The sequence below is a fragment of the Streptomyces sp. NPDC058964 genome (assembly GCF_042741275.1).
Lineage (GTDB): Bacteria > Actinomycetota > Actinomycetes > Streptomycetales > Streptomycetaceae > Streptomyces.
Genome location: NZ_JBHYKH010000053.1, coordinates 26,045 through 28,401 on the forward strand (window position 1 = coordinate 26,045; position 2,357 = coordinate 28,401).

At 73.0% G+C, this 2,357-nt stretch carries 2 protein-coding genes; both read left to right on the forward strand.

Translation table 11 applies throughout. The annotated features are described in order from the left end of the window. Window positions 1-402 precede the first annotated feature (402 nt). On the forward strand, window positions 403-1,293 hold the full coding sequence (locus tag ACFW2E_RS09885; RefSeq protein WP_384464099.1) for an RNA polymerase sigma-70 factor: 891 nt from the start codon (window positions 403-405) through the stop codon (window positions 1,291-1,293). A gap of 102 nt (window positions 1,294-1,395) precedes the next feature. Beyond that, window positions 1,396-2,151, forward strand: a complete 756-nt coding sequence (locus ACFW2E_RS09890) for an SDR family oxidoreductase (RefSeq protein ID WP_384464102.1) — start codon at window positions 1,396-1,398, stop codon at window positions 2,149-2,151. Window positions 2,152-2,357 lie beyond the last annotated feature (206 nt).

Genomic DNA, 2,357 nt, shown 5'->3' on the forward strand with positions numbered 1-2,357 from the left:
GGCGCTGGCCCGCCCCCCGCGAAGTCCCACCCAACCGAAATTAACCGGTCGGACCAGTAATTACCCCTGGTCACCCGGTCGCTGGACGCGACCGGGTCGCGGACTGTAACCGCCGGTTCGGACTTTCACCGACCCCGGAGTGCGCTGCTTCTGGTACACGGCCAGTGTGCCACGCCCGATCGCCATCCATACAGACGGGCCGTGTGCGTTGGCTCACAGACCGCATCGCCGGACCTTCGCGGTTCGCTGACGATCCGTCGGAAACGGGTGCCGGACCCATTGACCTAAATGGTCTAGTCCTTTTAGGGTTCGGGCGGGCCCGGTGGCGGTGACGACGGCCCTTGCCCGCCGCCGGGTCGCCGTGCGTTCCGGCGGTTCTGGCGGTTCTGGCAGGGTGTGCGCATGACGACGACGCCGACCGCCGAGGAGTTCGAGACCCACCGCCCGCGTCTGTTCGGCCTCGCCTACCGGATGCTCGGCTCCGCGGAGGAGGCCGAGGACACGGTCCAGGACGCGTTCCTGCGCTTCGACGGCGCCGACCGGGCGGCCATCGAGCATCCGTCGGCGTGGCTGGCCAGGACGGTCACCAATCTCTGCCTCAACCGGCTGACCTCGGCCCGTGCCCGGCGTGAACAGTACGTCGGGGCCTGGCTGCCGGAGCCGGTCGTCACCTCCGACGGCACCCTCGGGCCGCTGGAGTCGGCGGAGCAGCGGGACGCGGTGTCGATGGCGATGCTGGTCCTGCTGGAGCGGCTGACGCCGACCGAGCGGGCGGTGTACGTGCTGCGGGAGGCGTTCGGGTACGGGCACCGGGAGATCGCGGACGTGCTGGACCTGGGCGAGGCCAACTGCCGTCAGCTGTACCGCCGGGCGGTGCGGCGGGTGGCCGCTCCCGAGGGGCGGTTCGACGCCGCGCCCGAGCGGCAGGAGCAGCTCGTGACGTCGTTCATCACGGCGGCCCGGGACGGCGATCTGGGCAGCCTGGAGAAGCTGCTCGCGGCCGATGTGACCTGGTGGAGCGACGGCGGCGGCAAGGTGTCGGCGGCCCGGAGGCCGATCGAGGGCCGCGAGAAGGTCCTCCGTTTCCTGGCGGGCGGATCCCAGAGGTTCGCGGCGGGCTTCGCCTACGCGGGGGCCGAGATCAACGGCTCGACCGCGCTGCTCGCGTGGGCGGGTGACACGCTGGTCGCCATCGCCTGCTTCGAGGAGCGGGACGGGCTGATCGCGCGCGTGCGGGCCGTGGTGAACCCGGACAAGCTGGACTTCATACGGCGCCAGCTGGCACGCCCGTGAGGAAATTCCCGCGGGGCTGTCACATCCCGCGGGGCTGTCCGGTCTCAGCTGACGAAGGGTGCTCCGCCCGGGAGCGCCCCGCGTCCGGAGGGACTGAACAGCATGACCACGATCCTGGTGACCGGCGGTACCGGAACCCTCGGCCGGCTCGTCGCCGAGCGGCTGCGCGCAGACGGGCACGAAGTACGGGTGCTCAGCCGGCACGCGCAGCCTCACGCCGTCGACCTGCGTGAGGGCGGCGCCGGTCTGGACGCGGCCGTCGCGGGCGTGGACACGGTCGTGCACTGCGCGAGTTCGCCCAAGGGCGGTGACGAGCGTGCGGCGGAGAACCTGATCGCGGCGGCCCGGCGGGCGGGCGTGCGCCATCTCGTCTACATCTCCATCGTCGGCGTCGACCGGGTGCCGTTCGGCTACTACAAGGCCAAGCTCGCCGTGGAGAAGCTGGTCGAGGAGTCGGGTCTCGGCTGGACCGTGCTGCGGGCGACCCAGTTCCACGATCTGCTGGTCCAGCTGTTCCGGGCGCTGGCGAAGTCCCCGGTGATGCCGCTGCCCGCCGGGATCTCGGACCAGCCGATCGAGGTGGCCGAAGTGGCGGGACGACTGGCCGAGTTGGCGGCCGGGGCGCCCGCCGGACGGGTCGCGGACATGGGCGGCCCGCAGGTGCGGACGTTCGACTCACTGGCTCGCGCCTACCTGAGGGCGACCGGCCGGCGGCGACCGCTGCTCGGCGTCCCGCTGCCCGGGGGCACGGCCCGCGCCTTCAGGTCGGGCGGCCACCTCGCGCCGGAGCGGGCGGTCGGCAAGGGGACGTTCGAGGAGTACCTGGCCCGGCGATTCGGGGGCGAGTCGGCTCGGTGAGTCCGTGCGGGCGGCGGTTGCCGGCGAGCGGTTCCGCGCCGGCAGCCCCGGGCCCAACAACACGCGGCTTCGGATTCGGCACCCCCGGCGACCCGGCAGCGCCGCCGCCGGAGACCCGCGGCCGCGAGCGGGAGCGGCACCCCCCGGCCGGCGGAGGCCCGGGCCGGTAGAGCGGCTGGGGTGTGTGGATCTCGAGAGGGCGCGGG